This is a genomic window from Dactylosporangium sp. NPDC000555 (assembly GCF_040300025.1).
GTDB lineage: Bacteria > Actinomycetota > Actinomycetes > Mycobacteriales > Micromonosporaceae > Dactylosporangium.
This window is the reverse complement of the sequence record NZ_JBEPDB010000076.1, coordinates 24,250-46,760: the sequence shown is the minus strand read 5'-3', so window position 1 is coordinate 46,760 and position 22,511 is coordinate 24,250. Positions and strand designations below refer to the sequence as shown.

Sequence of the window (22,511 nt, the reverse complement as noted above, 5' to 3'; positions counted from 1 at the left end):
CACGGGCGGCACGGACGGCACGGGCACGGGCGGCACGGACGGCACGGGCACGGGCGGCACGGACGGCACGGGCACGGGCGGCACGGACGGCACGGACGCGGGCGGCACGGGCTGGGTCGGCGGTGCGCCGGCGCGCCTCCGGCGAAGGATCAGGCCGGTCACCAGCACGACAACGCCGGCGATCGCGGTCAGGGCGCCTACGATCCCAACGGCCAGCAGGTAGCGCTGCGGGGTGCGGCTGGGCACGAGCAGGAAGTCGATTGGCGAGCATTCCATCGACAGGAGCGCCTTCGTGCGGTCGCCGCGCAGGGTGCCGTAGTAGCTGAAGTCGTAGTCGGCCACGCCCTCCTTGCCGGCCCGGGTGTCGAAGTGCGTGATCCGCTCCGGCGCGGCCGCGGGGCGCTCGGAGTGGCGCACCACCCAGGAATCCTCAGGGGAGTTGGCGACGTTGCACGGCACGGTGTCGGGCCACGTCTGCTCGATCGGCTGGTAAATCCAGTACTCGTCGCCCTCGTACATGTCGAACGTCGTGAAGCCCTTGCCGCCGATCCTGGAGGCCAGCTTGACGTCCTGCTCGGTCCGCGAGACCGGCCCGAGCAACACGCCGGCGCCGATGCCGCACACCAGCAGCGAGACAATCAGCAGTACTCCGCCGACGATGGTGGCGACCGGGCGACGAGAACGCATGATCGGAAAACCTAGCAGCCGAGACAGGATGCCGCGAGCCCCGCCACCCCGTACATTGCCGGTTCTTGGCACCGCGGGCCTGGCAGGACCAGAGCCATGGCCAGGGACACACGCAGCGGCGACCCGCGGTGCGGGCGGGGCGTCGACGGAGCGTTTCGTAGTGGTCGCGGCGGAGGTTCTGCGTGAACGCGTGGCCAGCGATGACCACCTGGTCCCTGCTGTTGCCTGGGCCGTTAGCGTATGAACGTGGGTACCTGGGAGAGTGGCAACTTCGACAGCGACACGGCTGCGGACCATCTGTCGATCCTGACCGCGCGGCTGGTGCGTGAGGTCGAGGACGCGATGGCCGGCGATCCGGTCGAGCTGGAGCCGGACGAGTACTGGGGCGTCGCCGTCCCCTGCAACCTCGAGATCCTGTACGTCCTGGCGAGCCAGGCCTGGGTCGGCGTCGTGCTGCCCGAGGTGGAGACGGTCGAGTCGTGGAGGGCGACCTACCTGGCCGTGTGGGACGCGAGCATCGACGGGCTGGAGCCGACCCCGGAGCACAAGACGCAGCGGCGAGCGGTGCTGGAGCGCACGTTCGACCAGCTTGCCGAGGCGATTCGCGCCAAATAGCCCGAGGAATCTGGACGGACGGTGACGGTCGCCAGCGATCAGCAACACTCGATCGGCGGCAAATCCGGTGTGGCCTCCCGAGATTCCCGAGGCCGAGGCGGGCGCGATCGAAGCTATCAGGAGACCGAGTCCAGGTTGCAGGTGCGCGACCCGAGCGCCGTCGTCTCCCAGGCGAGCCGAGCAAGGTGCCAGCCGAGTTCCGGGCGTCAATGCCGTGTGGACCTGACCGGAAGCGCCACTCGTTCAGCCCTACCGGTCCAGCAGACTGCCGATGCCGTCGATGGCGCCGTCGGGGTACTCGCCGGACACCTCCGGGGCGGCCTGGAACGGCAGGATCCGGTCCACGTCGCCAGGCCGGGCGACGCGAACCTCGGACAGGTCCTCCGGCAGCACCCAGACCTGCACTGTCGCGCCCGGCGTGAGCGCCGCGGCGTCGTCGGAGCGCAGGCGGTACCCGAGGAACTCCAGCACATGCTCCTCGACGCCCTCGAAGCGCAGCTGCAGCCGCACCTTGCGCAGCCGCGACACGTACGGGCGACCGAGCGGGACGATCTCGGCCGCGACGATTTCGGCGCTCAGCCGCGCGCCGCGTCGCAGGATGCGCCGATTTCGCCGGTACGCCCCGAGGCCCACAGCCACGCCGGCGCCCACGGCCACGACCACCAGCGCCCATCCGAGGGCTGCCGGAACCGGCGCCAATCCGATCGCCATCAGCGCAGCATATCGTTCGACCACACGACGCGACTGCTCCTCAAGGTCGTCATGCAGACGACCCGCTGGGCCGCCCTCGGGCTGTCCGTCGGCGACTTGGTCATGGCTCGACGACAGTTGCTGAATCTGAAGCGGCTTGCCGAGCGCCGCCAGGATGAGGGCATGGCCACGGAATGAAGGTCAGGCCAGGAGCCCGCAGCCGAGGATCCGGCGTTGTCTGGCCAGCGACGCCGCCGCCCCGTTCGCGGTGGCCGCTCAGTCGAGACAGAACTCGTTTCCCTCGATGTCCTGCATCACAAGGCACGACTCGTTGACGCCGTCGGCGCGCAGCAGACGCACGCGTACCGCACCGAGCGGGACCAGACGAGCGCACTCGGCCTCGAGGGCAGCCAAGCGTTCCTCACCGACGAGCCCGGTGCCGACCCGCACGTCAAGGTGCAGCCGATTTTTCACGACCTTGCCCTCGGGAACTCGCTGAAAGAACAGTCGCGGACCCACCCCCGAGGGATCAACGCAGGCGAACGCCGAACCCTGCCGCTCCGGTGGCAACGCGCGCTGGAAATCGTCCCAGCTGGCGAACCCCCGAGGTGGCGACGGCACGACGTACCCCAGCACCTCGCACCAGAAACGAGCGACGCGCTCAGGTTCCGCGCAGTCGAAGGTGATCTGGAACTGCTTGATCGCTGCCATTGGGCCACCTTAAAGAAGGGTCCCCGTCATCTCCACAGATATTTCTCTGAGTTCGCTACGGTCTCGCCGGCGTGGGTCAGCTGGAGTAGCGTTCGGCGATCGTGGCGAAGGCGGTTTTGGGTTCCAGGGCATGTCGGGGTAGGTGTCGCCGTTGCGGCCGTCGAGGACCTTGACGATTCCGAGGCTGGCGAGGTCGAGGTCGTCGCGGGGATCGCCGTCGGGGCGGTGGGGCAGGTTGTGGAGCGCGAAGAGGTGTACGAAGGCGCTGTCGACGCCCTCGCTGTCGAAGATGTCGAGCAGTTCGCCGAGGTATGTCGCCTGGCCGGTCTCGTCGCGTTGGTACTGCCCATTCAGCCGTACTGGGATGCCGGTGGTTTCGTCGTATTCGAGGATTTCCATGCTGCGTGGTGCGACGTCGCTCGCACCGCGCCAGGTTGCGGTGCCGAAGCCGGTGATGGCGACGGGTTTGGGTTGTGCGACGAGGGTGCGTACGCCGTCTCGGAATCGGTCGGCGACTTCCGCGGATCGGATGAGTTCGAGGGTCACGAAGTCGAACAGGTCCCAGTCAACGCCCTCGAACGGTATGGCCGCGTAGGTGACCTTGCCGTGGAAGTGTTCGCGGATCGCTGGCACGGCGGTGCGGAGGAAGCGGTCGAGGCGGGAGCGGACTTCGACGATGCGTTCGGCCCGGCCGTCCGGGGTGGCCAGCAGGCGGCTGAGGCGTTCGTCGATACGGTCGCCGTCGAAGAACCCCCGATTCATGATGCTCAGCTCGACGCCGGCGACGAACACGACCTCGGCTCCCGTCGTGCGGAGTCGCTCGGCCCGCTGGGCGGAGTCGAGGAGCAGCGCGAGGATCTGGTCGGTCTGCAGGTCCAGCGGGTACGGCGAGAACCAGACCTCCAGTCCGAGCTCGGCGGCAACACGGGCGGCGACCTCCAGGCGCTGCGGGTCGCCGCCGACGATCTGGACGGCGTTGCAGTGCAGATCGTCGCGGATGATGGTCAGCTCTCGCCGGACCAGGTCGGGGTCGAAGCGCTCCATCGAATTGCGGCCATCAACGACGAAGCCGGTGTCGTAGGTCATGCCCTTGGCTCGCATGTGTGTCGGTCCTTCCCGGGGTCGGGTGCTGTCAGGGGGCGGGTTCGAGGCGACGCTACCAAATTTTTGCGTGCACGCAAGTTTGCGCGTACGCAAGTACTGTGCGATGGTGAGGGCGTGACAACAGACCGGCCCACCCTGCGCGAACGAAAGAAGCAGGCCACCAGAGAGGCACTTCGGGCGGCGGCGCTGCGCCTCGCGCTGGAGCGCGGGCCGGAAAACGTCCGCGTCGACGACATCGCCGAGGCCGCCGGCGTGTCGCCGAGGACGTACAACAACTACTTCTCAAGCCGTGAGGAGGCGATCATCGCGGCGGTCACAGCAGAACGTGCGTCACGAGTCGCGGCAGCCGTGACCACCCGCCCCGCCGATGTCAGCCTCGCCGACGCGGTCATCGACGCCGTCATCGGGCAGTACACCGACCCGGGCGACCACGCGCGTCACGCACTGCTGATGATCACGACCAGTCCCGCCCTGCGCGCCTGCTACATCGACACCGTCACCGCGATCGAGGGCCCGCTCACCGAAGCCATCGCCGAACGCTGCCCAGGCATGGACCAACTGACCGTTGAGACGCTGGCCGCCAGCGTCAGCGCCGCCACCAAGGTCGCGATTCGGCAATGGCTGAAGTCGACGAGCAAGGCCGCATCGCTACCCGGCTTCGTGGTGACCTCGGGCTCCCTGCCGGACCTCACACGGTCCGCGCTGATGCCACTCGCACCGGCACTCGACACCGCCGCGAACCGCTCACGTCACTGACACCGCCTCGATGAACGCGGCGGCCCGCTCCGGCCCATCTGAGCACGCGATAATCCCGGCGACGTTGGAGGTCATCCCCGCGAGAATGGCCGACATGGACGAGGTCGAGGTCGTCGTCGCCCATCACGAGCGCGCGACCCTGCGCGTCGGCGACGTATTCCTGAAGATCGACACTGATCAGACACGCACCGATGTCGAGGTCGAGGCGATGGCCATGGCGCCGATCCCGACTCCCGAGGTCTTGTGGCGCAAGCCGCCCGTGCTCGCGCTCGCCGCTCTCCCAGGCACAGCACTCGGCCGCCTCGGCGAGCCATCGACCGCGTCGCCGGCGGCGTGGGCCGCGGCGGGTGCCGCCGCCCGGATGCTGCACGACGGGCCGCTGCCGCCATGGCCCGGTCGGAGCCTCGACGAAATCGCATCGCAGCTCGACGGCGAATGCGAGTGGCTCGTCGCGAACGGCGTCCTTCCCACCGGCCTGGTCACGCGCAACCGCCGGATTGCCGAGGCTGCGCTCCGGCCGTGGGCACCGGTGTTCACACACGGCGACCTGCAGATCACCCACGTCTTCGTCGACGGTGACGAGATCACCGGCGTGATCGACTGGTCCGAGGCGAGCCAGGGCGATGCGCTGTACGACCTCGCCACCTTGACGCTCGGACACGAACAGCACCTTGCCGACGTCGTCGCCGGCTACGGCACCGACGTCGACCTCGACGTGATCCGCGCGTGGTGGTCGCTGCGAAGCCTGCTGGCGGTCCGCTGGCTGTTCGAGCACGGCTTCGACCCGTCCTCGCCAGGCTGCGAGGTCGACGTGCTGAGGTCCCGGCTGTAGGGCCGCACGAGCCCGACGGCCACGGTCTCAGCGCGCCGCGTGATCCGCGGCGAAGCCGATGGGACCGCGAGGACCACCGAGGTGCGGTATCACGTGTTCCCCAACGAGCCGGATGAGCTTGTTCTTGTCGCCGCTCGCGCCGATGCACAGGATGTTGTCGACGCCCCTGTCGCGCAGCTGAGCGATCCTGTCGAGCCAGTCAGAGGGTGCGCCGACGACACCGATGCGGTCGGCCAGATACTCGCGCAGCTCGTCGCCGACCAGGCCGCGGTTCGGGTTGTCGGCGTCCGTGCGGAGATGCGCCGACATGTCGTATCGCTCGCCCAGCTCTCGCAGACCGGCGCGGTAACGCTCGGGTACGTCGGTCAGGCCCGGGTCGTGTCGTGCCAGGTTCGCGCCGGCGGCGGCCATCGAGACGTCGCTCTCGGCGTGGGCCTCCGCCGCGGTCGTGCCGATGCTGGTGCGCGCGTACCACCACAGCTGCAGGTCCTCGAGACGGCGTCCCGACCTTCGCGCGCCAGCCGCGACCCACTCACGCGCCCGAGCGACGAGCTCCTCACTGAGTCCTGTCTCAATGATGACGCCGTCGGCGTACTCCCCCGCCGTCTCCAACGCTCGTGGCCCAGACCCGCAGACGACGATCGGGACCGGCGCCGCATCCCAGGACAGTCGCAACGGCTCGCCCCGGTGGAGAACCTCCTCGCGTGACCACAGCGCGCGCAGAGCCTGCACGTGCTCGCGCAACTCACTGATGCGCGCGGGGCGCCGGGCACGCCCCGTCCCGATGCCGACGAAGACCCGCCCCGGGGCAAGCTCGGCCACGGAGGAGAACGCGCTGGCCACGACGAGCGGATCGCGATGGTGGGGCGTGGTGATGGTGGTGCCGATCGAGCAGTGGGCGGTGGCGTGGGCGAGCTCCGCCAGCGAGACGAAGGTGTCGCGCATGTGCTCGGGGTTGTCGCCGACGGAGACGAAGGTGAAACCCGCCTCTTCGGCTGCGGCGCCCTGTCGGCGTAGTTCGCCGGCACCGGTCGAGTTGAGCTGGACCCCGATTCCGAACCGGCCGTCAGCAACGTCCGAAGCTATCACGGCAGCCCCCTTGTGATCTGCTTACAACAGGTCGACTGCGGATCGACTGTGGGCGAAGCCGCGCCGGACGCGCTGGATCGAGCGCCTCGCGGCGAGTCGTGGCCGTCCATCGTGGCTAGTGATGTCCGCAGATTCCCTGAACTTAGCTGCCGCAGTGCTCCGAGTTGACGTCGTGAGATCCTTGTCACGAAAAAGTATTCCGTATACTGTCTACCTGCTGGCCGGATCGGCATGACAGGTCAACCGTCGGCTGAGGGGTATCAATCTGCGGTCCGGATTGACCCTTTTGCCTGGAGTAGGGGTACGGGCTGGCGCGTGTCGCCACGCGGACAGGTGCAGCAGCCGGTAGCGCAGGGCGACGGGTTCGGCATCGACGAGGTCGGACTGGTCGTGCGGGCCCAGCGGTCGGTCACCGACCCGCCGGCACACTCGCCGGCCGTCACAGCGGCCGCCCCTCCTGTCGCAGCGTTCCGGCTGGGAACGCCTATGGTGCAGATCACTGCCCGCCAGGACCGCGTGTCCGGCCCGGACGGCGCTCACAGGCTGTCGAGCGGTTCCCCGCAGTCAACGCGGCTGGGCGACCGGCCGGTGACGCTCGGCGAAGCGGTCACCACGCCTGTCGTCTTCAACAAGTGCCGGCATGACCATTCCCATGCCCCGGCGCATGTTCTACCTTAAGAATCTCAGACTGCATACAGAACTTCTAGATCCCGAGGAGACCCAGTGCGGGATGCAGTGATCGTCGATGCGGTACGCACGCCCATCGGCCGGCGCGGCGGCATGCTCAAGGACGTCCACCCCGTCGACCTCTCGGCGCACGTGTTGAAAGCGTTGCTGTCCCGCAACGGCCTCGAGCCCGAGCTGATCGAGGACGTCATCTGGGGCTGTGTCACGCAGATCGCCGAACAGTCCAGCAACGTCGGGCGACTCGCCGTGCTCGCGGCCGGTTGGCCGGAAATGATTCCCGGCACCACCATCGACCGGGCCTGCGGATCGAGCCAGCAGGCCATACACTTCGCCGCCGCCGGTGTCGTGGCCGGACACTACGACATCGTGATCGCCGGCGGGGTCGAGATCATGAGCCGGGTCCCACTCGGCACGGCCCGTAGCATGGGCGAGCCCTACGGACCCAAAGTCAAGGCGCGCTACCGACGCGACTCCTTCAGCCAGGGGGAAGGTGCCGAGGCGATCGCCCAGCGTTGGGGGCTCAGCCGGCGCAGGCTCGACGAGTTCGCCCTCGAGTCGCATCAACGCGCCATCGCCGCGACCGACCGGGGCGCGTTCGACGATCAGATCGTGCCGGTGACCGTGGGCGACGAGGTGGTGCGCCGCGACGAAGGGATCCGTCGCGACACGTCGCTGGAGAAGCTCGCCGCGCTCAAGCCAGCCTTCGCCGAGACGGGCGTCATCCACGCCGGCAACGCCTCGCAGATCTCCGACGGCGCCGGCGCACTGCTCATCATGACGGGAGAACGGGCCCGCGAGTTGGGGCTGCGGCCTCTCGCCCGCTACCACAGCGGAACCGTTGTGGGCGACGACCCGGTGACCATGCTGACCGCGCCGATCCCGGCCACCCAACGACTGCTCAAGCGGTCCGGACTCTCGATCGGCGACATCGGCGCGTTCGAGGTCAACGAGGCGTTCGCACCGGTGCCGCTGGCATGGGAGATCGAGACCGGCGCCGAGCATGCCCGGATGAACCCGCTCGGTGGCGCGATCGCGGTCGGGCATCCCCTGGGCGGTTCCGGCGCCATCCTCATGACCCGCTTGGTCCACCATATGCGCGACGCCGGCGTGCGGTACGGGCTGCAGACGATGTGCGAGGCCGGTGGCATGGCCAACGCCACCATTCTCGAACGGCTCGGCGACTAAAGGCGTGACGATCAGCTGCCGCGAAACTCCCGCCGGCAGCCGTCCGCGGTGTGGCGTCAGAAAGGACATCATGCAGCTATCGGAGAGTTCCATCGTGGTCACCGGGGGATCCTCGGGCCTGGGGCTGGCCACGTTACGCCGGCTCGAGCAGGAGGGGGCGCGGGTCTGTATCGCAGACCTCAACCCACCGGCGGCCGACGACGTGGCTCGGCTCGACCCGACCACGGTCTACGTCCCGGCCGACATCACGGACGAGACGGCCATGACGGCGGTCTTCGACCGGGCGGAGGCGGAGCACGGACCGTTGCGCGGGCTGGTGCACTGTGCCGGGCGCGGTGGCGACCGGACCAGGATCGTCAACCGTGACGGCGAGCCCGGGTCATTGGAGACGTTCGCGGAGGTAGTCCGGATCAACCTCATCGGCACCTACAACGTGTTGCGGCTCGCCGCTGCCCGGATGGTACGCACCGAGCCGCGGGACGGGGAGCGCGGGGCCATCGTGCTGACGGCGTCCGTGGCCGCGTTCGAGGGCCAGATCGGTCAGACGTCCTACACCGCGGCCAAGGCGGCCGTGCACGGGATGACCATCGTCGCGGCCCGCGATCTGGCCAACCGGCTCATCCGGGTCAACACCATCGCACCCGGGGTGTTCGACACCCCGATGCTGGGCCGCCTGCGCCCGGACATCCGCGACGGCCTGGAGGCGATGGTGCCGCACCCGAGCCGGCTCGGCGCGCCCGATGACTACGCCCATCTGGCGGTGTCCATCCTGCAGAACCCGTACCTCAACGGGGAGACCATCCGCCTCGACGGCGCCATCCGGATGGCGCCCCGCTGAGCCCTGGTGACCGGAAGGCCGGCCCGACGCCGGTCTTCCGGTCACGGCCCGGCCGCTGGAGGTGGCAGCGTAGGACTCTCGCCGCCGACAACGGTCCCGATCCGGTCGCAAAGGCGACGCAGTTCGGCTCCGAGACTCGCCGCAACGTCGTCGGTCGTCAGGTTCGTGAAGCCAACCGCGGCGGCGACCAACGCGATCTTGCCATCGGGACCGAAGATGGGCGCCGCGACCGTACTGACGCCGAGGGCGAAACCCTCGTGGTCGACCGCCCAGCCCCGCTCGCGGACCGCGACGAGTTCCCGCCGGAACTGGGCGACCCGGGTGAGGCTCTTGGGCGTGAACTTGTGCAGCCCGTCCTTGAGCGCCTCGTTCAACGTCTTGGGATCGTCATAGGCGAGGAAGACGCGCCCGAACGAGCCGCCCTGAATGGGCAGGTGGGCGCCCGCCCGCACGGTGATGCGCACCCGTTGGGCCCGTTCGATCTTGTCGACCATCACGATCTCCCCGACGTTCACCCGCCGGTAGAGCACGATGGTCACGTTGAACGCCTCGAGCAGCTCGGCCAGATGACGTTTGGCCAGCGCCACATCGCTGAACTGTCCGCTCGCGGCCATGCCCAGTTCCATGAGCGCCGGCCCGAGCGCGTAGGTCCGCGCGCCCTCGTCGTAGGCGAGGACGTCCAGGCTCACCAGGGTCCGCAGGGTGTAGAACGTCGTGCTCTTGTTCAGCCCGCTGTCCTCGACGATGTCGGCCAGCGGGAGCGGGCCCCGCGCGGCCAGCATCCGGATGATGGCGAAGGCTCGCGCGACCGCCGGAACGCGGTATCCGTCATCGTTCGCGCCATGCGCCGGCGCAGTGCTCTTCGCCATGAGTCGGTCCTCCGATCGAAGTCCGGCACAGCATATGGAACCGCGACGGAAGCCGGGCGGGCATCCGGCCATCACGGTCCGCGGCCTCCCTCGGCCGGTCCGGCCGCGTCCGCCTGGCCCGGACGCCGCAGCCGTGGGCCGCGGCGGCGAGACTCTCCTGTCAATCCTTGACGGACACATCGGGCCAGAGTTAACTGACAGAACATCGTTCTACTTGTGGAACCAACGGGAGCACGAGTGCCCATCGCCGCGGACCACGGTTCGGATCAGGATGTTCTCCTCGCACGCCGCGAGTCGACCTTGGTCATCACCATCAACCGGGCCAGCCAACGCAACGCGATCAATGCGTCCGTCGCGGCCGGGCTCGCCGACGCTCTTACCGAACTCGATGAGACGCCGACCTTGGCGGCCGCGGTCATCCAGGGCGCGGGGGGAAACTTCTCGGCCGGCTTGGACCTCAAGGCGTTCGCGCGTGGCGAGCGCGCCTCGGTGCCGGGTCGCGGGTTCGCCGGAATCGTCGAATCTCCGCCGCGCAAACCCCTCATCGCCGCGGTGGAGGGTTGGGCGCTCGGCGGCGGGTTCGAGATCGTCCTCGCCTGCGACCTGACGGTCGCCGGCGAGAGCGCACGTTTCGGGCTGCCCGAGGTGCGCCGGGGCCTGGTCGCCCGGGGCGGCGGTGCGTTCCGGCTCCCGCGGCGACTGCCTCATGCGGTGGCGATGGAGGTCCTGCTCACCGGGGAACCCCTCAGCGCCGCACGCGCGGAACGGTTCGGCCTGATCAACCGGGTCGTCGCGGATGGACACGCGATCGACGCGGCGATCGACCTGGCCGGGCTCATCGCGCGCAACGCGCCGCTGTCCGTGGCGGCGTCCAAGCGGGTGCTCATCGAGTCCGCGGACTGGCCGGTCGGCACTGGCTTCGAGCGTCAGCGCCATCATTTCGACCCCGTGTTCGCCTCGTCGGACGCGCGGGAGGGCGCGGCCGCCTTCCGGGAGCGTCGCGAACCCACGTGGACGGGTCGATGATGCGGGTCGGACTGAGCCTCGGGCACTCGCGGCCGCTGGGTGAGCTTCCGGCGCTGCTGCGCCGGGCGGAGCGGGCGGGCGTCGACTCCGTCTGGGTCTCCGAGGCATACGGCACCGACGCGGTCAGCGTGCTGGGCTACCTCGCCGCCTTCACCGACACGATGCGCCTCGGCACCGCGGTCCTGCAGATGCCGGCCCGCACCCCGGCGAACACCGCGATGACGGCCCTGACCCTCGACCAGCTCTCCGGCGGCCGCCTGGTCCTCGGGCTGGGCAGCTCCGGCCCGCAGGTGGTCGAGGGCTGGCACGGGGTGCCGTTCGCGGCGCCGCTGGCGCGCACCCGGGAGTACGTCTCGATTGTCCACGCGGCCGTGGCCCGCGAGGCGCCCCTGCGCCACGAAGGCCGCCATTACCGGATCCCCTACCGCCGGCCGGATGGCAGCGCCCAGCGCTCGATCAAGGCGTCCGTCCACCCGGTGCGCCCGCGGATCCCGATCTACCTGGCGTCCAACGGTCCGAAGGCGGTCAGCCTCGCCGCCGAGATCGCCGACGGCTGGCTGCCGGCCTTCTACTCCCCCGAGAAGCCCGAGGTGTACGCCGCCGCGCTGGCCGAGGGCACCGCGGCTCGCGACCCGGCGCTGGGCCCCCTCGACCTGGTCGCCACCGTGCACATCGCGGCCGGCGACGACCTCGCGGCCTGCCGCGACGCGGTCCGCCCGGCGTTCGCGCTGTACCTCGGCGGGATGGGCTCGCGGGAGACCAACTTCTACACCGCGCTCGCCGGCCGGATCGGCTACGAGGCCGAAGCGCGGGCGGTGCAGAATCTCTACCTCGACGGGCACCGGGCGGAGGCGATCGCGGCCGTCCCCGACGCGCTGATCGACGAGCTCGCCCTGGTCGGCCCGCTCGACCGGGTGGTCGACCGGCTGCGGGTCTGGCAGGGCGCGGTCGACGCGGTGACCCTCAAGACCACGGACATCCCGCTCGCGGAGAGGCTGCTGGCGGCGCTGTGAGCACGGCGCCGGCGCGTCCGCGGTCATCCGCCTGCCTGACGGCTCAGGATCCGGGGCCCGCCACCTCGTCGACAAGGCCGTGGGCGAGGGCGGTGGCGGCGTCCCAGCGCTCGCCGGTCAGGACCAGCTCCACGAACCGGTGCGCGCCGATCCGGGCTGGCATCGACACCGTGCCGCCGGAGCCGGGTATCAGCCCGAACCCCGCCTCGGGCAGCCAGAACCGAGCGTCGGGGGTGGCGACGACACGGGCGGCGAACGATGCCAGCTCGACGCCCGCGCCCACGCAGGCGCCGTGCACGGCGACGGTGAGCCGCGGACCCCGCAGCGCGACCAGACCGGCCAGCGACCGCGTGGTCCGGGTGAGGTGGCCGGCCAGGGGGCTCGCGGCGGTACCGAACTCCGCCAGGTCACCCCCGGAGCAGAACGACGACCCGGCGCCGGTGAGCACGATCCGCGCGGTGTCGTCGATCAGCAGGCCGCCGAGCACCTCGCACAGCGCGTCGCGCATGCGAGCGTCCAACGCGTTGTGCCGGGCCGGGCGGCGCAGCTCGACGGTCACCGTGTCGCCCTCGCGGTGCACGGCGATCCTCGGCTCGTCCGCGTCGCCGGCCGGCCGCACGTCCCGGCGGGCCAGCCAGTCGCGGTGCGCGTCGCCGGACTGCAGCGCGGTGTACGCCAGGGACTCGAGGAACAGCCCGTGCGCGGCCGACGCGGGCGGCTGGCGGACCAGCCGAGCCGCGGTCAGCGCCGCCACGGCCCGCGGGGCCACGAACGCCGCCTCCCAGGCCGCCAGCCGGTCGGTCACCGCCGTCCCGGTGCCGGCGACGGTCCAGTCATCCGGTGCACCGGGCCCGGCTCGGGCGCGCAGGTCGCAGAGGCCGAGCGGGCCGTCGGCGCCCGGAAGGCCCGGCGTGTCGCCCCGGGCCCGGCCCACGGTCAGCGCGGGCAGCCCCGCCATCGCCGCCGCGAACGACGCCGCCGCCGAGAGCCGCAGCCAGTCCTCGTCGGTGCCGTCGAGTACCGCGAGGGCGGTCTCGCCCGCGCACTCGTGCGCGACCTCCGCCGCCAGCGCGGCCGGCGAGGGTACGGCGGCAAGGTCGATGCGCAGCACCCGCGGTGGCGCGCTCACCGGCGCACCAACCCGATGAGCGCGGTGTCGGTGGCCCGCCGCCACGGCGCCTCCGCCTCGGTCGCGAGGAGGCCGACTCGGCCGCCCAGCCATGCGAGCGGTCCCTCGTCGGTGAAGCCGATCGCGCCGTACGCCTGGTGACACTGGTACAGCGTGCCCCGTGCGGCCCGCGCGGCGGAGGCGAGGGCCACCTGCCCGGCCGGCCCGTCCCCGGAAGCGGCGGCGCGCCGCACGAGCGCGCCGGCCGCCGCGATCCGGGCCGCGCAGTCGGCCAGCGGCAGCGCGACGCCCTGAAAGTCGCCGATCGGCCGGCCGAACTGCCGCCGGGAGCGCGCGTAGGCGGCGGCGTCGGTCAGGATCCGCTCGGCGACCCCGACCAGGTAGCCCGCGTGGGCGAGGTCGGCCAGCAGCACCGCCGTCTCGGGGGCGGGCAGCCGCCGGTCGCGCCGGGCGGTCACGCCCGCCCACCGCTCCTGGCCGAGCATCACCGCCGGTGCGCCGGGCCGGACGTCGGCCAGCAGCCAGATCTCGCCCGCGCGCAGCCCGGTCAGGTCCAGCAGGACCGCCGCCTCCGCCGCCCACGGCAGCCGCTCGGGCGCGCCGGCCGCCACCACGGCCCGGCCGGCGGCGACCGCCTCGGCCGTCGCGGCGTCGTCGAGCACCGCGGTGGCCAGAATGGTGTGCCAGAGCGGCCCCGGCACGCCGTGGCGGCCCAGCGCCTCGGCCGCCGCGGCGACGTCGACCGCGCCGGCGCCGGAGTCCGGCGCGCCGAGCCCGAGCACGCCGAGCTCGGCGAGGGCCCGCCACGCCTCGGCCGGGAACGCCGGGCCGGAGGCCCCGCCCCCCGGGTCCGGCTGCCAGGACTTCTGGTGGTCGCGGACGAACGCCGCGATCGCGTCCGCGAACGCGCGCTGGTCGGGGCCGTACGACGGGTCAAGCACCACCGGTCACCTCCCGCAGCCGGCGCCGGTCGACCTTCATCGTCGCGGTCAGCGGCAGCTGGTCCATGACGTGGAAGACCTTGGGCACCTTGTATCCGGCCAGTCGCTCGCGGCAGAACCGGCGCACCTCGTCGACGTCGATCGCGCTGCCCGGCACCGGGACGAGGGCCGCCTCGACCCGCTCGCCCCACTCCGGATCGAGCCTGCCGAAGACCGCCGCCGCGGCGATCGCCGGGTGCGCGCAGAGCGCGTCCTCGACCTCGGCCGGGAAGACGTTCTCGCCGCCGGTGATGACCAGGTCCTTCGACCGTCCGCGCAGGTGCAGAAAGCCGTCCGGGTCGAGCAGGCCGAGGTCGCCCGAGCGGATGCCGCCCGCATGGCGCGCGGCGGCGGTCTGCTCGGGGTGACCCCAGTACCCGGTGATCTGCCACGGCGCCCGGACCACGATCTCGCCGACCTCGCCGCGGGGCACCTCGGCACCGGCCGGGTCGACAATCCGCAGTACCACGCCCGGCACCGGCGCTCCGACCCCCTGGTCGGTGCCGTCGACCAGCTCCCAGGAGCGCAGCCGGGCGACGGCGCCGAACTCGGTCGCGCCGTAGCCGGTGATGAGCTCCGCGTTCGGGAACGCGAGGCGCAGCCGCGCCGGCAGGTCGGGCTCGCTGCGCGTGGAGCCGTAGAGGATGCGCCGCACCGCGCCGGTGGCCGCCGGCTTGCAGGCGGGGTGGTCCACCAGGCGGCGCAGGGCAGTCGGTGCGCCGAAGAAGCGCGTCACGGTACCGCCGGTCACGTGCCGCAGCACGTCCGTCTCGTCGAACCTGGTCAGGAAATGGCATGCCCCGCCGACGAAGAGGGTGCCGAACGGGCCGGTCACCAGCGCGATATGGAAGAACGGCGAGAAGAACAGCTCCAGGTCGGTGCGGCGGACCTCCATCGCCGCCACGCACGCGGCGGCGTAAAGCCACAGCGACCTGTGCGTCCAGCAGCCGGCCTTCGGCAGCCCGGTCGTGCCGCCGGTGCCGAAGAGGATCGCCGGCGCGGCCGGGTCGACCTCGGACAGTCCACGGCCGGGCGGGCCGAGCAGCGGCGCGAGCGCGGACAGCGGGCCGGCGCCGCCATCGGGCAGCACCAGCGGGTCGTCGCCGAGCCCGGCGCCGGTGGCGTCGGCGACGATCAGCCGGGGCGCCACGGGTTCGAGGTAGCGGCGCACCTCGGGCGGGGTCAGCTTGATGTTGAGCGGGGCCGCGACCGCGCCGGCGGCCATGGCCCCGAAGATGAGTGCCAGCTGCGCGGCGCCGGGCGCCAGGGTGGTCGCGACCCGGTCGCCCGGTGCCACCCCGCGCTCCCGCAGCCCGCCCGCGATCCGCTCCACGGCCGACCAGAGCTCGCCGTAGCTGACGTCGCCGCGCTCGTCGCGCACCGCGAGCCGGTCCGGCGCGTGGCGGGCGTGCGCGGCGATCGCGTCGAGGTACCGCGCGCTCACCGGTTGCCCGCCAGGCCCAGCGCGCCCCGGGCGATCACCGAACGAATGACCTCCGACGTACCACCCGCAATCGTCTCCATCACCGTCTCCCGCCACAGCAACTCCAACTGGCCGCCGGTCTCGGCGGCGCTCAGGTGCCCGGCGTCGAACGCCGCCCGGGCGATGCGCTGGCTGGCCGTGCTGCCCAGCAGCTTCGCCTCGGCCGCCGGCACGGTCGCGTCGGCGCCGGCCTCGGCCGCCGCCAGAGCCACCAGGGCCGCCACCTCCGCCTCGGCCACGTCCACCGCCAGCTCGCGCAGCCGCCGCACCATCGCCGGGTCGTCCAGCACCCCGGCCGGACGGGCCCAGGCGACGAGGTCGTCGTAGTCGCGCCGGACCCGGCCAGGCAGCAGCATCAGGTGCCGCTCCAGCGCGAGCGCGTCGCGAATGAGGTCCCACGCCGCCCCCTCGGCGCCGACCCGGTCCTCGACGCTCACCCGGACCTCGTCCAGGAAGATCTCGTTGAGCCGGTGCCCGTCGATCGTGCGGATCGGGCGGATGGTGACGCCGGGCGCGGTGAGGTCGAGGATCAGCAGTGTGCGGCCGGCGTCGACGCCCCCGGCGCTCGCCCGGCACAACAGCCACAGGTAGCGGGAGTGGTGCGCGTCGGAGGTCCAGCGCTTCTCGCCGGTGACCCGGTAGACGTCGGCGTCGCGGACCGCGCGAGTGCGCACGGCGCGCAGGTCCGAGCCGGCCTCGGGCTCGGAGTAGCCCAGCGCGAAGCCGACCTCGCCGGCGCGGATGCCGGGCAGGTATCGCGCCCGCTGCTCCGGCGTGCCGTGGTTGATGATGGTCTTGGCGACCATGCCGACCGCGATGTCCGGCCGGGCGGCCCGGGCGTAGGCGAGCTCGTCCCACAGGATGTACTCGTAGGCGGGCGAGCGGGCGGCTCCCCCGTGCTCGGCCGGCCAGGCCAGCGACAGCCAGCCCCGCGCGCCGAGCGCCCGGTAGAGGATGCGGACGTTGCCGCCCCGGCCGTGGAAGAACTGGTTGGGCTCGACCAGCTCCGGCCGCTCGCGCAGCAGGCCGCGTACCTCCGCCCGGAAGCGCTCCTGCTCCACGGTGAAGTCCCAGTTCATCGGCCGGCCGTCCAGCGCGGCGGGCGCTTCTCGGCGAACGCCCGGGCGCCCTCGGTGAAGTCCGGATGGTTCCAGTGGGCGCGCGCGAGCGTCCAGCCGTGCTCCAGCGCCTCCTGTCGGGGCACGCCGATCGAGTCCCAGATCGCCTGTTTGGAGGCCATCACGGCCGCGGGCGAGTTGGCGGCGATCGCGAGGGCGATCTCGCGGGCCGTCCTGTCCAGCTCGGCCGGCGGCACGACCTCGTCGACCAGGCCCAGCTCGTGGGCGCGGGCCGCCGGCATCCGGTACGAGCGGCCCATCAGCGTCATCCGCAGCACGGCGCCGAGCGGCATCCGGTGTGCCAGGCCGATGTTCTCGACCGCGCCGACCTGCCCGACGCTCACGTGCGTGTCCATGAAGACGGCGGACTCGGCCGCGACGACGATGTCGGCGTCGGCGACGAAGTGGAGGCCGCCGCCGGCCACCAGGCCGTTGACCGCGCAGATCACCGGCTTCCACACGTCGTTCTGCAGCGGCGACCAGACGATGGCGGTGCGCACGTTCTCCGCCATCGAGGAAGTGGTGCCGGACTCGGCGACCTCCTTGACGTCGGCGCCGGTGCAGAAGTGCCGCTCGCCGGTGCCGGTGACGATCACCGCCCGGACGTCGTCGTCGGCGCGCACGTCGGCCCAGATGCCGGCGAAGACCGGCCGCATCCGGCGGCTGAGCGCGTTGCCCGCCTCCGGCCGGTTGAGCCGGATCGTCGCCACGCCGTCGGCCTTGGTGTACACGACTTCTTCCGTCACGTAGTTCTCCCGCCTCACTGGTACGGGCGCGATGGCGCGGCTGGAGCCACGACCACCGCGCCCGGGTCACTGCACTCAGGACAGCCAGGCCGCCGCCGAGTAGAACTTGAGCTCGCCGTGGTACTTGTCGAGGTGGACGTTCTTGCGGTAGATGAGGCCCTGCAAGGAGTTGGCGTAGAACAGGTACGGCAGGTCGGTGCCCAGCTCCTGGTTGACGATCTGGTACTGCTTCTTCTGCTCGTTGTGGTCCGCGGTGGCCTCGGCCGCCTTGAACGCCGCGTCGACCTTCGGGTTCTGGTACTGGCTGTAGTTGCGCGGCTGGCCGGTCTTGAACTGCTGCGCCAGCAGCGGCACCGGGTCGTCGAAGGCGTTGACCGTGTGGCAGCCGAGGTCGAAGTCGTGCGATGTGAGCAGGCTGACCACCTTGGTCACGTCGACCATCTGGATGTTGATGGTGATGCCGATCTTCTTGTACATGTCCTGGATCAGCTGGGCCAGCTTCGCCCGGGCCGGGTTGTTGGAGCACATCAGCGAGTAGGTGAAGCTGGCCTGTCCGGTGTCGGCCCGCACCTGGTCCATCAGCTTCTGCGCCTCGGCGAGGTTGAAGTCGGGCCAGATGCCGCCGTCGTTGGGCATCGCCCAGGTCTTGTCGGGCGAGAACGGACCGTGCGCGATCGGCATGCCGCCGTCGAAGACGACCGTGTTGATCGCGCTCTTGTCCATCGCGAGCATCATCGCGCGGCGGACCCGCTGGTCGGAGACCTTCTTGACGTTGATGATGATGCCCTGACCGCCGTTGCTCACGATCATCTTCTGGTCGAGGTTGGTGTCGGCCTTGGCCTGCTTGAAGTCCGGCGCGTCGATCGACGGGCCGATCTGCACGTCACCGGACTTGACGCTGGCCAGCCGGGTGACCCCGTCGGGGACGGGCCGGAACACCAGCTTGTCGAGGTAGGGCAGGTCCTTCTGCCAGTAGCCGGGGTTGCGGTTGAGTACGAGCTGGGAGTCGGGCGCCCAGCTGTCGAAGACGAACGGGCCGGCGCCGACCGGGTGGACGTTGTAGTCCTTGCCCCACTTCTGCACCGCGACCGGCGAGGCGATCCAACCGGGCTGGTCGACGAAGACGGCGGCGAAGGAGGCGGAGGGAGCCTTGAGCTGGAAGGTGACCGTCTGCGGGTCCGTCGCCGAGACCGACTCGATCTCGCTGAGGTTGGCCCGGGCGCGGGAGGCGTTGGCGGGGTCGAGGTGCCGCTTGGTGTTGAAGACGACCGCGTCCGCGTCAAGGGGTGTGTCGTCGCTGAACTTGACGTCGGGACGCAGCTTCATCGTCCAGGTCTTGAAGTCACTGCTGGCGGTCATGGACTGGGCGAGGTACGGCTGGGGGATGCCCTTGTCGTCGAGGCGCATGAGCGAGTCGTAGACGGCGAGGGCCTGGGCGCCGCCCAGCAGTCCCTGATCGGCCTTGACCGGGTCGAGGCCGTACATCTCGCCGTAGGTGCCGACGGTGAGCGTGCCGCCGCGTTTCGGCGTCGCGTCGCTCGAGGCCGTGCCGGGACTGGTCGTGGCTCCGGTGCCGCATGCGGATGCGAGCAGCGAGGTCGCGGCGACGGTCGCGAGCAGCCGGGGAGCGGCCCAACGCCGTCCGCGAAGTTTGGGGTGTGTGAACATCGCATCTCCTCTTGGGAGGCAAGAACTTCGTTCGGAGAGCAGAACACTGTTCAGGCCAACCTAGGAGCGATCCCCGACCCCGTCAAGGTGTCATTACGGCAGACTTCGGCGCTGCTCCTGGCCGTGACGCGGGAGCGCGCGCCGCGGAAGCGGGCCGCCGCGACGGTCCGCCAGCACGGGTGACGCCAAGTTGTCTACTGTGGACCCGGGATCCCGCCCCGGTCATGAAACAGGCCTACGCGAACCGCTCCACGAGGCCGCTCCATCCGCGTATCCGCTCGGCGTTGTCCGCGGGGCTCGCGTCGGGCAGCGCGAACACGCACCGCTCCGCGCCGGCCGCGGCGTAGCGCTCGATCGTCTGGGGCCGGGGTATCGCGCGGAACACCGTGACGCCGGGTCGCGGCCGCCCACAGCTCTCCGCCAGCTCGAACAGCTCACCGATCATGCGATCGAGCCGGTCCGGGTCGAACTTGCCGGCGTTGGGCATCCAGCCCGCGCCCAGCGTCACGACCCGCCGCAGCATGTTGCGGTGGTTGCCGCCCACGAGCACCGGTGGGTGCGGCCGCTGCACGGGCTTGGGCCAGGAGTGCAGCGGCGCGAGGGTGAGGTGCTTTCCGGTGTACGACGCCTCGTCCTCGCCCCAGATCGCCTGCAGCGCCCGCACCGCCTCGACCATCGCCGGCATCCGGGTCGCCGGGTCGACGCCGTGGGTGCGCATCTCGGCCGCGTTCCAGCCCGCGCCGACGCCGAAGAGCACCCGGCCGCCGCTGAGCTGGTCCAGCGTCGCCACGGCCTTGGCGAGGGTGACGAGGTCGTTCTGCAGCACCAGGCAGACGCCGGTGCCGACCTTCAGCGTGGCGGTCGCCGCCGCGATCGCGGTGAGCGTGACGAGCGGGTCGAAGACGTGGCGGTACTCGTCGGGCAGGTCGCCGCCGAGCGGGAACGCGGTGTCCTGCGCCGCCGGGACGTGCGTGTGCTGCGGCACGAGCACGCACTCGTAGCCGAGTTCCTCCGCCAGCCGGCCGAACTCCTGCGGCGGCAGGGCCCGGGCGGTCGGTACCATGAACAGGCCGAACCTCATCCGACCACCCCCTGCTCGCGCAGCGCGCCGACGTCGGCGGCGTCCAGGCCCAGTTCCGCGAGCACCTCGGCGGTGTGTGCCCGGGGCCCCACCCGCGGGCCGGCGATGGTCGCCGGGGTCCGCGACAGCCGCGGCGCGGGCGCGGGCTGGGTGAGCCCGTCGACGTCGACGAACGTGGCCCGCTCGCGCAGGTGGGGATGCTCCGCCGCCTCGGCCAGCGACAGCACCGGGGTCACGCACGCGTCGACGCCCTTGAACAGGTCGGTCCACTCCTGCCGGGTCCGGGCCGCGAACACCTCGGCGAGCGCGGCCCGCTGGGCCGGCCATCGGGAGCGGTCGTGCTGCGGCCAGTCGGCCGGGTCCAGGCCGAGGGTGCCGAGCAGGGCGGCGTAGAACTGCGGCTCGAGCGCGCCGACCGCCATGAAGCCGCCGTCCCCGGTGGCGTAGGTGCGGTAGAACGGGGCACCGCCGTCGAGGAGGTTGTCCTCACGCGTCGCGTTCCACATGCCCCGCTCCCGCATCGCGTGGAACAGGCCGGTCATCGAGGCGACGCCGTCGACCATCGCGGCGTCGACCACCTGCCCCTGGCCGGACGAGGCCCGCTCGACCAGCGCGGCCAGCACGCCGACGGCGAGGTAGAGCCCGCCGCCGCCGAAGTCCGCGACGAGGTTGAGCGGCACGGGTGGCGGCGTCTGCCTGGCACCCATCGGGTGCAGCGCCCCGGCGATCGAGAGGTAGTTGAGGTCGTGGCCGACCGCATGGGCCAGCGGGCCGGTCTGGCCCCAGCCGGTCATCCGGCCGTACACCAGCCTCGGATTGCGGCGCAGGCACTCCTGCGGCCCGATGCCCAGCCGCTCGGCGACCCCGGGGCGCATCCCCTCCAGGAACACGTCGGCCCGTTCGAGCAGCCGCAGCAGCAGGTCGCGCCCGGCCTCCTGCTTCACGTCGAGGCCGATGCCGCGCTGCCCCCGTGTGCGCGGGTCGTCGGCGCTCGCCAGCCCGGTGACCGTGCCGTCGCCGGCGGCCCGGTCGATGCGCACGACATCGGCGCCGAGGTCGGCCAGCAGCATCGTGGCCAGCGGGATAGGCCCGGCCGCGGCCAGGTGCACCACGCGTACCCCGCTCAGCGCTCCAGCGATCATGCCCACACCACACCCTCGTCGCGGTAGGCCGGGAGCTCCTCGGCGCTCAGCCCGATCATGTCGCCACCGTCCAGATCTGCGGAGCCGTTCCCGAACGGCGCAAGCGGTTGCGGGTCTCGAGGTGGATCAGGTGGGCGTACGCCTCGGCGAGTGCGGAACGCTGCACGTACCGCGGGCCGCGGGGCACCGCCCACTCCACCGAGTGGCACACCTCCCAGGCCGTGCGGGCGCCGGCGCGGACCAGCGCCTCGACGTGGTCGAGCCGCTCCTCGTGATGGGCGGTGAGCGCGGCCACCCGGTCGGCCAGCCCGCGGAAGCGGTTCTCGTGGCCGGGCAGCACCAGCGGTTCGCCGTAGTCGAGGGTGGCGCGCAGCGAGGCCAGGTAGTCGGCGAGGGGGTCCGGGTCGGACTGTGTGTGGTAGCCGATGTTGGGGGTGATCCGGGGCAGCAGGTGGTCGCCGCTGAACAGGATGCCCGCGTCGGGGTCGTAGAGGCACAGGTGACCGGGCGTGTGCCCGGGCGTGTGCACCGCGCGCAGCGTCCGCCCGGTCAGCGGCACATTGTCGCCGTGCTCGAGCAGTACATCGGGATCGACGACGGACATGGTGGCGAGCACCGCCATGCTTTCCGCGGTGTCCTCCACCTCGGCGGCCGGGGCGCCCGCGGCCACCAGCCACGCCCGGTTCAGCCGGCGCATCTCCTCGCGTCGCCGGTAGCGCGCGTCGATCAGGCCGGCGTCGGCCGGGTGCATGGCCACCCAGCAGCCGGTCTCCTCGTGCAGCCGCCCGGCCAGCCCGTAGTGGTCCGGGTGCAGGTGGGTGACAACGACGCCGCGGACCGCGTCCAGCCCGATGCCGCCCGCCGTCAGGCCCTCGCGCAACGCCTCGAACGACACGGCCGCGCCCCAGCCCGCGTCGACGAGCACCACGCCGTCGCCGGATGCCACCGCGTAGACGAGCACGTAGCGCAGCGGGTTGTCGGGGATCGGGACCGCGACCACCCACACGCCCGGGCTCGCCTCCGCCGCGTACGGCAGCTCCAGCCACTTCGCCGGCACGACTC

General features: G+C 71.6%; 23 protein-coding genes. 8 read left to right on the top strand and 15 right to left on the bottom strand.

Features of this window, described 5'->3' with window-relative positions; all coding sequences use genetic code 11:
• On the bottom strand, window positions 1-687 hold a 687-nt coding region (locus tag ABT297_RS33320; RefSeq protein ID WP_350556440.1), incomplete at its 3' end, for a hypothetical protein.
• Between the two features lie 246 nt (window positions 688-933).
• Between ABT297_RS33320 and ABT297_RS33315 the strand changes: the two genes are divergently transcribed.
• Window positions 934-1,302 (top strand): DUF4259 domain-containing protein, encoded by a 369-nt coding sequence (locus tag ABT297_RS33315; protein ID WP_350556438.1) that lies wholly within the window; start codon window positions 934-936, stop codon window positions 1,300-1,302.
• Between the two features lie 249 nt (window positions 1,303-1,551).
• On the opposite strand, the gene ABT297_RS33310 is transcribed toward ABT297_RS33315, so the two are convergent.
• Window positions 1,552-2,013, bottom strand: a complete 462-nt coding sequence (locus tag ABT297_RS33310; RefSeq protein WP_350556436.1) for a DUF3592 domain-containing protein — start codon at window positions 2,011-2,013, stop codon at window positions 1,552-1,554.
• Between the two features lie 51 nt (window positions 2,014-2,064).
• Here ABT297_RS33310 and ABT297_RS33305 point away from each other — a divergent pair, with 51 nt between their 5' ends.
• A complete protein-coding gene (locus ABT297_RS33305; RefSeq protein WP_350556434.1) occupies window positions 2,065-2,190 on the top strand; it encodes a hypothetical protein in 126 nt (41 codons plus the stop codon).
• 78 nt (window positions 2,191-2,268) lie between these two features.
• On the opposite strand, the gene ABT297_RS33300 is transcribed toward ABT297_RS33305, so the two are convergent.
• On the bottom strand, window positions 2,269-2,703 hold the full coding sequence (locus ABT297_RS33300; RefSeq protein WP_350556432.1) for a VOC family protein: 435 nt from the start codon (window positions 2,701-2,703) through the stop codon (window positions 2,269-2,271).
• Between the two features lie 9 nt (window positions 2,704-2,712).
• Complete coding sequence (locus ABT297_RS33295) at window positions 2,713-3,804, bottom strand: glycoside hydrolase family 113 protein (protein WP_350556430.1); 1,092 nt, start codon at window positions 3,802-3,804, stop codon at window positions 2,713-2,715.
• A 66-nt stretch (window positions 3,805-3,870) separates the two neighbouring features.
• Between ABT297_RS33295 and ABT297_RS33290 the strand changes: the two genes are divergently transcribed.
• On the top strand, window positions 3,871-4,563 hold the full coding sequence (locus ABT297_RS33290; RefSeq protein WP_350556428.1) for a TetR/AcrR family transcriptional regulator: 693 nt from the start codon (window positions 3,871-3,873) through the stop codon (window positions 4,561-4,563).
• 94 nt (window positions 4,564-4,657) lie between these two features.
• A complete protein-coding gene (locus ABT297_RS33285; RefSeq protein ID WP_350556426.1) occupies window positions 4,658-5,395 on the top strand; it encodes a phosphotransferase family protein in 738 nt (245 codons plus the stop codon).
• A 27-nt stretch (window positions 5,396-5,422) separates the two neighbouring features.
• Here ABT297_RS33285 and ABT297_RS33280 read toward each other — a convergent pair whose 3' ends face one another.
• A complete protein-coding gene (locus ABT297_RS33280; RefSeq protein ID WP_350556424.1) occupies window positions 5,423-6,484 on the bottom strand; it encodes an LLM class flavin-dependent oxidoreductase in 1,062 nt (353 codons plus the stop codon).
• Between the two features lie 723 nt (window positions 6,485-7,207).
• On the opposite strand from ABT297_RS33280, the gene ABT297_RS33275 reads away from it, so the two are divergent.
• Both ABT297_RS33275 and ABT297_RS33270 read left to right on the top strand, forming a co-directional pair.
• The gene (locus ABT297_RS33275; protein ID WP_350556422.1) at window positions 7,208-8,356 is read left to right on the top strand and encodes a thiolase family protein; all 1,149 of its coding nucleotides are present in this window, start codon (window positions 7,208-7,210) and stop codon (window positions 8,354-8,356) included.
• A gap of 70 nt (window positions 8,357-8,426) precedes the next feature.
• Entirely contained in the window at window positions 8,427-9,194 is a 768-nt protein-coding gene (locus ABT297_RS33270) for an SDR family NAD(P)-dependent oxidoreductase (RefSeq protein WP_350556420.1), read from the top strand.
• A 41-nt stretch (window positions 9,195-9,235) separates the two neighbouring features.
• Here ABT297_RS33270 and ABT297_RS33265 read toward each other — a convergent pair whose 3' ends face one another.
• Window positions 9,236-10,063, bottom strand: a complete 828-nt coding sequence (locus ABT297_RS33265; RefSeq protein ID WP_350556418.1) for an IclR family transcriptional regulator — start codon at window positions 10,061-10,063, stop codon at window positions 9,236-9,238.
• A 237-nt stretch (window positions 10,064-10,300) separates the two neighbouring features.
• Between ABT297_RS33265 and ABT297_RS33260 the strand changes: the two genes are divergently transcribed.
• The gene (locus ABT297_RS33260) at window positions 10,301-11,089 is read left to right on the top strand and encodes a crotonase/enoyl-CoA hydratase family protein (protein WP_350556416.1); all 789 of its coding nucleotides are present in this window, start codon (window positions 10,301-10,303) and stop codon (window positions 11,087-11,089) included.
• Complete coding sequence (locus ABT297_RS33255; protein ID WP_350556414.1) at window positions 11,086-12,102, top strand: LLM class F420-dependent oxidoreductase; 1,017 nt, start codon at window positions 11,086-11,088, stop codon at window positions 12,100-12,102. The genes ABT297_RS33260 and ABT297_RS33255 overlap by 4 nt, the downstream gene beginning before the upstream one ends.
• A gap of 43 nt (window positions 12,103-12,145) precedes the next feature.
• Here ABT297_RS33255 and ABT297_RS33250 read toward each other — a convergent pair whose 3' ends face one another.
• From ABT297_RS33250 to ABT297_RS33210, 9 genes are all read right to left on the bottom strand, one after another.
• Entirely contained in the window at window positions 12,146-13,231 is a 1,086-nt protein-coding gene (locus ABT297_RS33250; protein ID WP_350556412.1) for an enoyl-CoA hydratase/isomerase family protein, read from the bottom strand.
• Complete coding sequence (locus tag ABT297_RS33245; RefSeq protein ID WP_350556410.1) at window positions 13,228-14,175, bottom strand: acyl-CoA dehydrogenase family protein; 948 nt, start codon at window positions 14,173-14,175, stop codon at window positions 13,228-13,230. The genes ABT297_RS33250 and ABT297_RS33245 overlap by 4 nt, the downstream gene beginning before the upstream one ends.
• Window positions 14,165-15,655 carry a class I adenylate-forming enzyme family protein gene (locus tag ABT297_RS33240; protein WP_350556409.1) on the bottom strand — a complete coding sequence of 497 codons (1,491 nt, stop codon included), beginning with the start codon at window positions 15,653-15,655 and terminating at the stop codon, window positions 14,165-14,167. The genes ABT297_RS33245 and ABT297_RS33240 overlap by 11 nt, the downstream gene beginning before the upstream one ends.
• On the bottom strand, window positions 15,652-16,773 hold the full coding sequence (locus ABT297_RS33235; RefSeq protein ID WP_350556408.1) for an acyl-CoA dehydrogenase family protein: 1,122 nt from the start codon (window positions 16,771-16,773) through the stop codon (window positions 15,652-15,654). Before ABT297_RS33235 ends, ABT297_RS33240 begins: the two co-directional genes overlap by 4 nt.
• The gene (locus ABT297_RS33230) at window positions 16,770-17,558 is read right to left on the bottom strand and encodes an enoyl-CoA hydratase/isomerase family protein (RefSeq protein ID WP_350556406.1); all 789 of its coding nucleotides are present in this window, start codon (window positions 17,556-17,558) and stop codon (window positions 16,770-16,772) included. The genes ABT297_RS33235 and ABT297_RS33230 overlap by 4 nt, the downstream gene beginning before the upstream one ends.
• Window positions 17,559-17,633: 75 nt before the next feature.
• On the bottom strand, window positions 17,634-19,226 hold the full coding sequence (locus ABT297_RS33225; protein ID WP_350556404.1) for an ABC transporter substrate-binding protein: 1,593 nt from the start codon (window positions 19,224-19,226) through the stop codon (window positions 17,634-17,636).
• 235 nt (window positions 19,227-19,461) lie between these two features.
• Window positions 19,462-20,307: a TIGR03619 family F420-dependent LLM class oxidoreductase gene (locus ABT297_RS33220; protein ID WP_350556402.1), complete on the bottom strand. Its 846-nt coding sequence runs from the start codon at window positions 20,305-20,307 to the stop codon at window positions 19,462-19,464.
• The gene (locus ABT297_RS33215; RefSeq protein ID WP_350556400.1) at window positions 20,304-21,449 is read right to left on the bottom strand and encodes a CaiB/BaiF CoA transferase family protein; all 1,146 of its coding nucleotides are present in this window, start codon (window positions 21,447-21,449) and stop codon (window positions 20,304-20,306) included. Before ABT297_RS33215 ends, ABT297_RS33220 begins: the two co-directional genes overlap by 4 nt.
• A 55-nt stretch (window positions 21,450-21,504) precedes the next feature.
• Window positions 21,505-22,506: an MBL fold metallo-hydrolase gene (locus tag ABT297_RS33210; protein ID WP_350556398.1), complete on the bottom strand. Its 1,002-nt coding sequence runs from the start codon at window positions 22,504-22,506 to the stop codon at window positions 21,505-21,507.
• Window positions 22,507-22,511: the final 5 nt, after the last annotated feature.

What these genes read in the sequence shown, in the direction of transcription:
- ABT297_RS33310 (WP_350556436.1), bottom strand. Translation starts at nt 2,013, where the DNA reads ATGGCGATCGGATTGGCGCCGGTTCCGGCAGCCCTCGGATGGGCGCTG.
- ABT297_RS33305 (WP_350556434.1), top strand. Translation starts at nt 2,065, where the DNA reads ATGCAGACGACCCGCTGGGCCGCCCTCGGGCTGTCCGTCGGCGACTTG.
- ABT297_RS33300 (WP_350556432.1), bottom strand. Translation starts at nt 2,703, where the DNA reads ATGGCAGCGATCAAGCAGTTCCAGATCACCTTCGACTGCGCGGAACCT.
- ABT297_RS33295 (WP_350556430.1), bottom strand. Translation starts at nt 3,804, where the DNA reads ATGCGAGCCAAGGGCATGACCTACGACACCGGCTTCGTCGTTGATGGC.
- ABT297_RS33285 (WP_350556426.1), top strand. Translation starts at nt 4,658, where the DNA reads ATGGACGAGGTCGAGGTCGTCGTCGCCCATCACGAGCGCGCGACCCTG.
- ABT297_RS33270 (WP_350556420.1), top strand. Translation starts at nt 8,427, where the DNA reads ATGCAGCTATCGGAGAGTTCCATCGTGGTCACCGGGGGATCCTCGGGC.
- ABT297_RS33265 (WP_350556418.1), bottom strand. Translation starts at nt 10,063, where the DNA reads ATGGCGAAGAGCACTGCGCCGGCGCATGGCGCGAACGATGACGGATAC.
- ABT297_RS33255 (WP_350556414.1), top strand. Translation starts at nt 11,086, where the DNA reads ATGATGCGGGTCGGACTGAGCCTCGGGCACTCGCGGCCGCTGGGTGAG.
- ABT297_RS33235 (WP_350556408.1), bottom strand. Translation starts at nt 16,773, where the DNA reads ATGAACTGGGACTTCACCGTGGAGCAGGAGCGCTTCCGGGCGGAGGTA.
- ABT297_RS33225 (WP_350556404.1), bottom strand. Translation starts at nt 19,226, where the DNA reads ATGTTCACACACCCCAAACTTCGCGGACGGCGTTGGGCCGCTCCCCGG.
- ABT297_RS33220 (WP_350556402.1), bottom strand. Translation starts at nt 20,307, where the DNA reads ATGAGGTTCGGCCTGTTCATGGTACCGACCGCCCGGGCCCTGCCGCCG.
- ABT297_RS33215 (WP_350556400.1), bottom strand. Translation starts at nt 21,449, where the DNA reads ATGATCGCTGGAGCGCTGAGCGGGGTACGCGTGGTGCACCTGGCCGCG.